Origin of the sequence: Roseibium sp., assembly GCF_025698965.1 — a bacterium.
In the GTDB taxonomy this organism is placed as follows: domain Bacteria; phylum Pseudomonadota; class Alphaproteobacteria; order Rhizobiales; family Stappiaceae; genus Roseibium.
Genome location: NZ_JAILWL010000309.1, coordinates 1 through 7,930 on the forward strand (window position 1 = coordinate 1; position 7,930 = coordinate 7,930).

The 7,930-nt window shown below is 58.3% G+C and carries 5 protein-coding genes; all 5 read left to right on the forward strand.

Annotated elements, in window-relative coordinates; translation table 11 throughout:
• Positions 1-7 precede the first annotated feature (7 nt).
• The 5 genes from K5905_RS21830 (at position 8) to fdhF (ending at position 7,822) form a co-directional block, all read left to right on the forward strand.
• A complete protein-coding gene (locus K5905_RS21830; RefSeq protein ID WP_297587709.1) occupies positions 8-1,336 on the forward strand; it encodes a S41 family peptidase in 1,329 nt (442 codons plus the stop codon).
• A 115-nt stretch (positions 1,337-1,451) separates the two neighbouring features.
• Positions 1,452-2,603 carry a divergent polysaccharide deacetylase family protein gene (locus K5905_RS21835; protein ID WP_297587699.1) on the forward strand — a complete coding sequence of 384 codons (1,152 nt, stop codon included), beginning with the start codon at positions 1,452-1,454 and terminating at the stop codon, positions 2,601-2,603.
• 22 nt (positions 2,604-2,625) lie between these two features.
• Positions 2,626-3,156 carry an RNA pyrophosphohydrolase gene (locus K5905_RS21840; RefSeq protein ID WP_297587702.1) on the forward strand — a complete coding sequence of 177 codons (531 nt, stop codon included), beginning with the start codon at positions 2,626-2,628 and terminating at the stop codon, positions 3,154-3,156.
• A 224-nt stretch (positions 3,157-3,380) separates the two neighbouring features.
• Positions 3,381-5,057, forward strand: coding sequence for an NAD(P)H-dependent oxidoreductase subunit E (locus tag K5905_RS21845; protein ID WP_297587705.1), 1,677 nt, complete (start codon positions 3,381-3,383; stop codon positions 5,055-5,057).
• Positions 5,054-7,822 carry a formate dehydrogenase subunit alpha gene (fdhF, locus tag K5905_RS21850; RefSeq protein ID WP_297587707.1) on the forward strand — a complete coding sequence of 923 codons (2,769 nt, stop codon included), beginning with the start codon at positions 5,054-5,056 and terminating at the stop codon, positions 7,820-7,822. The genes K5905_RS21845 and fdhF overlap by 4 nt, the downstream gene beginning before the upstream one ends.
• Positions 7,823-7,930 lie beyond the last annotated feature (108 nt).

Here is a 7,930-nt window from a genome sequence, read left to right on the forward strand (position 1 = left end):
CTCGCGGATGATACGGAAAACTTCCTTGCTGCTGGTGGGTGCCCTCATGGGGGCTGCGGCAGTCACGACAATGGCCCAGATGCCGCTCAATGTTTCGGTAGCCGCAAATGCGGCTGCGACGGACACCTATCGGCAACTCAACCTGTTCGGTGACGTATTTGAAAGAGTGCGTTCCGATTACGTGGAAGTTCCAGACGATGCCCAGCTGATCGAAAGCGCGATCAACGGCATGCTGACCTCGCTGGATCCGCATTCCAGCTATATGTCTCCGAAGAGTTTTCGTGACATGCAGGTTCAAACCCGCGGTGAATTCGGCGGACTGGGGATCGAAGTCACTATGGAAGAAGGCCTTGTGAAGGTCGTCTCTCCGATTGACGATACGCCCGCTGCAAAGGCAGGTGTGCTGGCAGGTGACCTGATCACATATATCGACGGCGAACAGGTGCAGGGGCTCACCTTGAATGAGGCCGTCGAAAAAATGCGCGGACCGGTCAAAACCGACATTGTCGTCACCGTTCGCAGAAAAGGCCGCGCCGAGCCGTTTGACATCACCATCACCCGCGACATCATCCGTATCCGTTCGGTTCGCTGGCGTGAGGAAGAAGACGTTGGCTACGTGCGCGTCACGCAGTTCAACGAACAGACCTTTGATGGCCTGAAAAAAGGCATCGACGAAATGACCGCGAGTATCGGTGAAGACAAGCTGAAGGGCTACATCATCGATCTGCGCAATAACCCGGGGGGATTGCTTGATCAGGCAATCGCTGTGTCCGATGCGTTCCTGGATCGCGGTGAGATTGTTTCCACCCGCGGCCGCGAAGCCGATGAAACACAGCGCTACAATGCACGTGCCGGCGACCTGACCGAAGGCAAGCCGGTGATCGTGCTTGTGAACGGCGGGTCGGCGTCAGCATCTGAAATCGTTGCAGGTGCTCTGCAGGATCATCGCCGGGCGACCATTCTCGGAACACGCTCGTTCGGTAAAGGCTCGGTTCAGACGATCATTCCGCTCGGTGCAAACGGTGCAATCCGTCTGACCACTGCGCGGTACTACACGCCCTCCGGCACCTCCATTCAGGCCAAGGGCATCGTGCCGGATATCGAAGCTCTTCAGGAATTGCCGGAAGATCTGGTAGGCCGGGTCGAAACCAAGGGTGAGGCCGGATTGCGCGGTCACCTCGAAGCCGATGGCGAAGAAGAATCCGGCAGCCAGGCCTATGTTCCGGCTGACCCGGAAGACGACACGCAGCTCAAGCTGGCTCTGGACCTGCTGCGCGGCGTTCAGGCCAATGCAGCATTCCCGCCTGTCTCGGACAGTGCGGTCGTCAAAAACTAAATACCTTTCTGCGCGCCGGTCTTCCGGCGCGCAGAGTTTATTCTCGTTCTCGTTCTGCGTATCCCAATAACAATGATGACACCGGCGCCAAGCCGGTCAAAAGGCTCAGGACGGTATGTCGACCGAAGATCTCACAGCTCCCCTAGGGATGGGAAAGAGGCGGCTTGTCAGGCTGCCATTTGGTCTTATCGGCGCAGGAATTCTAAGTGTTGCAGTCACTACGGTTCTTGTATGGATCGCCGTGGTGGACGACCCGTTCGGCGGCGAACCTGTCGCTGTCCTTCCTCTGGACGCTGTTGTTGAAGGCGTGACCTCGCAAGATATCGAGGTTGTCGAAATCCGGCCGGGCATAGGCGACGATCTTGGCCCCAATCTTCGTCCTGAGACGACCGGCGATCTGATGGGACCGCGATACGAAATGATTCAGCGGCCTGACGGACTGGGACCGGGTGATCCTGTGACCGGCCTGTCCGTCAATCCGGATACCCGGGTCAGTGAACGTTCGGACGTTGGCTTTCTACCCAAGGTGAGTGACGCCGGTGTCCGGCCACTTGACGCCTATTCCAGACCTGTCGTGCGCGAGTTTACGTCCATTCCGAAGATCGCCGTGATCGTCAACGGTCTGGGGCTTAGCGAAGCCGGAACGCAGCATGCCATTGACCGGCTTCCGGCAGACGTGACTTTTGCTTTGGCACCTTATGGCGATGATCTGGACCAGTGGATGCAACAGGCCAGGACGCGGGGTCACGAACTGCTGCTGCAATTGCCACTGGAACCATTCGATTTTCCGGACAACGATCCAGGCCCGCACACGCTTCTGGTCAGCCTTCGACCGAATGAGATGCTGGACCGTCTCGCCTTCCTGCTGACCCGCGCCACCAACTACGTGGGAACCGTCGGCGAAATGGGTGCGCGCTTCACATCTACCAGGCCATCCATGGAATATCTTCTGGGAAAACTGAAGTCCCGTGGCCTGATGTTTGTCGACAACGGTACGTCGTCGCGCAGCATTGCCGCTGAGATGTCAGAGGAAGTTCGCATTCCTTTCAGCGGCGTCGATGTTGTTCTGGACGAAGTTCCGAGAGAAGACGACATCAACGCAAAACTGCTGCAGCTTGAAGGCGTTGCCCGCGCACGTGGTGTTGCTGTCGCCGCGGGATCGGCGCTTCCGGTCACGATCCGGCAGTTGGAAAAATGGGTGCAGGATCTGGAAGAACGCGGATTGCAACTTGTCCCGATCAGCGCAACCATCGACCGGGAAAATTGATTTTTTAAGCATAGGTGTATCAGTGACGAAGCTTGAACTTGGACCGGGGTTTCCGGAACCGGTCGAGGGGCTGCCTTATCGCCCCTGTGTCGGCATCATGTTGATCAACCGGACCGGCAAGGTCTGGATCGGCAGTCGCGACGATGGTGGCAGTTCCTCCAATTATGAATATTCCTGGCAAATGCCCCAGGGGGGGATCGACAAGCACGAAAAACCGGAAAGTGCCGCCCGGCGGGAGCTTTACGAGGAAACTTCAATCAGCTCAGTGACGCTGTTGGAAGAAGCCCCGGAATGGTTCGCGTATGACTATCCGCCAGAAGTGGTGCGCAAGTCTCGAAAGGGCAAGTACCGTGGCCAGGCACAACGCTGGGTCGCCTATCGGTTTGATGGCGCTGACGACGAGGTGAATATCCTCACACCGCCTGACGGCCATTCGGCGGAATTTTCAGCCTGGCGCTGGGAAGACGCATCACGTTTGCCTGAATTGATCGTCCCCTTCAAACGTCCTGTCTATGAACGTGTCGTAGCTGCATTTTCGCACCTAACTGCCTGAACGAGGGGGTGTCGGCATCTGTTGCGACCGTCGTCAATGCGTCAGCATTTGAAGCCCCTTTGTCGTTTTTCAAACAGTCTGATCGGAATTCGGAAGCTAACATCCCGATCAAATTGAGCGTTTCCGAGCCCGTGGTCGCCGACCCGGGTTTCGGTTGCGCGGGAAACGATCTCCGAAGTGCCCTATAAAAGAGGTGTGCTCCGGACCATTGGGGAGGAACGCCAATGTCTTTCGGCAAGGGGCTTTCACGAAAGCCGTCCCAGCCAAAAGGGCGTCAATTGGAAGATGCAGCGCTCGGTGAAGTTCAGGCTCTGCTGGGCGATGAACCGCGCCGCCGTGATCTTTTGATCGAGCATCTGCACAAGATTCAGGACGCATATGGACGTCTGGAAGCCAGGCATCTGAGAGCATTGGCCGAGGAAATGCGGCTTGCGCAGGCGGAAGTCTACGAAGTCGCCAGTTTTTACCATCACTTCGATATTGTCCGCGAAGGCGAGACAGGCCCTGCACCGCTAACCGTGCGTGTGTGCGACAGCGTTGCCTGTTCCATCAAGGGAGCCGATGCTCTTGCCGCGGTGCTCGAAAGTGGTGTCGACCCGGCCAAGGTGCGCATTCAGAAAGTCCCGTGTATTGGTCGCTGTGCCGGCGCACCGGCAGTGCAGGTCGGCAAGCGTGCCGTCGATAACGCCAGCGAAGTCAGTGTCAGGGCAACCCTGTTTGAAGGCAAAACGGAACCGGTTATTCCCGACTATATCAAGTTGGATGCCTATCGGGCCGATGGTGGTTACGAGCTTCTGGAACGCGTTCGCGCCGGTGAATTCGATGCAGCCACGATCGCCGATAAGGCGTTGGAAGCCGGTTTGCGAGGACTTGGAGGCGCCGGTTTCCCGACAGGTACCAAGTGGAAAATCGTCAATGACCTGCCTGGCCCCAAATACCTCACCATCAATGGCGACGAAGGCGAACCCGGGACATTCAAGGACCGGTATCACCTGGAGCGCGATCCGCACCGGTTGCTCGAAGGTGCGCTGATCGCGGCGCATGCGATTTCGGCAGAGCGCGTCTATCTTTACATGCGCGACGAGTATCCGGCTGTCCTGGAAATTCTGGAAAAGGAAATCGAGGCTCTTCGGTCCGAAGGCATCATCACCGGCATCGATATTGAGCTGCGCCGCGGCGCGGGAGCTTACATCTGCGGTGAAGAGAGCGCCATGATCGAGTCGATCGAAGGCAAGCGCGGCCTGCCACGTCATCGGCCTCCTTTCATTGCCCAGGTTGGCCTGTTCGGACGTCCGACGCTCAATCACAACGTCGAGACCCTGTTCTGGATCCGCGACATCATCGAAAAGGGGCCGGACTGGTTCGCAAGCCAGGGGCGCCGCGACCACAAGGGCTTCAGGTCCTTCTCTGTTTCCGGCCGGGTCAGGGATCCGGGCGTAAAGCTCGCGCCTGCAGGCATCACCATGAACGAGCTTCTGGAAGAATTCTGCGGTGGCATGGAGGAAGGGCATACCTTCAAGGGTTATCTGCCAGGCGGTGCGTCGGGCGGTATTCTGCCGGCTTCGCTTGCCGACGAGCCGCTCGACTTCGGAACACTCGACAAACATGGGTGTTTTATCGGCAGCCATGCCATCGTCGTCTTCTCCGATCAGGATGACATGCGCGACGTTGCGCTCAACCTGATGCGCTTCTTCAAACATGAAAGCTGCGGCCAGTGCACGCCGTGCCGGTCCGGTACGGAGAAAATGGAGCATATGTTGGCAGAAAACGACTGGGACGAGGCCAAGATCGCAGATCTTGACGCTGTGATGCGCTCGGCATCCATTTGCGGTCTCGGTCAGGCGGCCAGCAACCCGGTTGCTTCGGTGCTGAAATTCTTTCCGGAGGAGTTTGGGAAATGAGCCAGATCACTTTCTCTCTCGACGGCAAGGACGTCACAGCCCAGGAAGGCGAAACCATCTGGCAGGTCGCCAAGCGAGAAGGCGTGGCCATTCCCCATCTTTGCCACAAGGATGCGCCGGGCTATCGCTCGGACGGCAACTGCCGGGCCTGCATGGTGGACATTGAAGGTGAACGCACACTGGCCGCCTCCTGTATCCGCACACCCGCTGAGGGCATGGTGGTCAAGACTGAAACGGAACGGGCCAGCAAGGCCCGCGAAATGGTCTTTGAACTTCTGGCAGCCGACCAGCCAAGCCGTGACAATCATCCCGATCCGGAAAGCGACTTCTGGAAATGGTCAGATACGGTCGGTGTTTCGCAGAGCCGCTTCGCGTCCTGTGCCAAAACCGAACAGGACATTTCGCATCCGGCCATTGCGGTTAATCTGGATGCCTGTATTGCCTGTAATCTGTGTGAACGGGCCTGTCGCGAAGTGCAGGTCAACGATGTGATCGGCATGGCCGACCGTGGCTCGCACACGATGCCGGTATTCGATCTCGCCGATCCAATGGGGCTTTCAACCTGTGTGGCCTGCGGCGAATGCGTTTCCGCCTGTCCGACAGGCGCGCTCATGGAAAAAAGCCTTCTGGACGAAACCTCGACAAAGCGTGAAGTCTACCCGGAAGAGACCATCGACAGTGTCTGCCCGTTCTGCGGTGTCGGCTGTCTCACTTCCGTTTCGGTCAAAGACGGCAAGATCGTCAAGGTTGAAGGTCGCGACGGTCCGGCCAACGAGAACAGGCTTTGTGTGAAAGGCCGTTTCGGCTTTGACTATGTCTCCAGTCCCGAGCGGCTGACCAAACCTTTGATCCGCAGGGATGATGCGCCCAAGCGCGGCGACATTTCAATGGATCTGTCGAATTACCTGGACACTTTCCGCGAAGCGACGTGGGAAGAAGCCCTGGACAAGGCGGCGGGTGGTCTCAAGGCGGTGCATGCGGCCAAGGGGGGCGCAGGTATTGCAGGCTTCGGTTCGGCCAAGGGCTCCAACGAAGAAGCCTACCTGTTCCAGAAACTGATCCGTCAGGGCTTTGAGACCAACAATGTCGACCACTGCACCCGGCTGTGCCATGCCTCGTCCGTTGCTGCTCTGATTGAAGGTATCGGTTCAGGTGCGGTGACAGCCCCGTTCAATGCGGCGGATGATGCCGACTGCATGATCGTGATCGGTGCGCGTCCGGAGCAGAACCACCCCGTCGCGGCAACCTATATCAAGCAAGCGGTCAAGAACGGCGCGAAGTTGATCGTGATGGACCCGCGCGGCCAGCGGCTCATGCGGTATGCGGATTATGGTCTTGTCTTCAAGCCCGGCACCGACGTCGCGATGCTGAACGCGATCCTCAATGTGATCATCACAGAGGAACTTTATGACGCGCAGTATATTGCCGCGCATGTTGATGGATTTGAAAGCCTCAAGGAGAAGATCCGCGACTTCACCCCTGAAGCCATGGAGCCTGTCTGCGGCATCAAGGCCGAAACCCTGCGTGAAGTCGCCCGGATTTACGCCAACAGCCAGAAGTCGATCATCTTCTGGGGCATGGGTGTATCACAGCATGTGCACGGTACAGACAATGTCCGCTGCCTGATCGCGATGGCGCTGACCACCGGCCAGATCGGCCGGCCGGGAACGGGTCTTCATCCGCTTCGGGGCCAGAACAACGTACAAGGCGCGTCCGATGCCGGCCTGATCCCGATGTTCTATCCGGATTACCGGGCGGTCGGGAACGAGGATATTCGTGCCGGTTACGAAGATGCCTGGGGCAGAACTCTGGATCCCGTGCGCGGTCTGACGGTCGTTGAGATCATGGACGACATTCTGGCTGGCGGAATTGAAGCCATGTACATCCAGGGTGAAAACCCGGCCATGTCCGATCCTGACCAGAACCATGCGCGCAAGGCTCTGGCCAGTCTGAAGCATCTGGTGGTGCAGGATATCTTCCTGACCGAAACCGCCTGGCATGCGGATGTGATCCTGCCGGCGTCCGCACATGCGGAAAAACTCGGCACCTACACAAATACCAACCGTCAGGTTCAAATCGGCCGGTCTTGCGTGCCGATGCCGGGTGAAGCGCGGGCCGACTGGGAACTGATGATCGAATTGGCCAACCGTCTCGGCCTGAACTGGTCTTATGACGGTGTCCCGGCCATCTACGAGGAAATGCGTTCGCACATGGCCTCGCTCAACAATATCTCCTGGGATCGTCTCGAGCGCGACGGCACGGTGACCTATCCTGCGGATGCCCCGGACAAACCGGGGAATGAGATCCTGTTCGGAAGTTCTTTCCCGACGGCTGATGGCCGCGGCAAGATCGTGCCGACGGATCTGGTGCCACCGAACGAGGTTCCGGACGAGGACTTCCCGCTGGTCCTGACCACAGGCCGCATGCTGGAGCATTGGCACACAGGTGCAATGACCCGGCGGGCGGCCGTTCTGGATGCCATCGAGCCGGAACCCGTTGTCTCCATGAACCCCCGCGACATCAAACTGGCTGGGTTGGAGATTGGTCAGCAGGTGACGGTTGAAACTCGGCGCGGCGCCATCACGCTGACGCTTCGGGCCGACCGGGATGTCTCCACCGGCATGCTCTTCATTCCGTTCTGCTTCTTCGAAGCTCCGGCGAACTTCCTGACCAACCCGCAACTGGATCCGTTCGGCAAGATCCCGGAATTCAAATTCTGCGCGGCCCGGATCGGGCCGGCTCAAAAGCGGGAAGCGGCGGAGTAGGGCGTTGCTTCAGCAACAGGAACAAGAACGGGCGGCTTCTAAAGCGATTTCAGGACAAGTGGGAACCGGTTTTCCGCCCGAGATTGCGCTTAAACAAAGACTTAGACC

Coding starts and splice junctions, on each gene's coding strand:
- K5905_RS21830 (WP_297587709.1), top strand. CDS start 8: ATGATACGGAAAACTTCCTTGCTGCTGGTGGGTGCCCTCATGGGGGCT.
- K5905_RS21835 (WP_297587699.1), top strand. CDS start 1,452: ATGTCGACCGAAGATCTCACAGCTCCCCTAGGGATGGGAAAGAGGCGG.
- K5905_RS21845 (WP_297587705.1), top strand. CDS start 3,381: ATGTCTTTCGGCAAGGGGCTTTCACGAAAGCCGTCCCAGCCAAAAGGG.
- fdhF (WP_297587707.1), top strand. CDS start 5,054: ATGAGCCAGATCACTTTCTCTCTCGACGGCAAGGACGTCACAGCCCAG.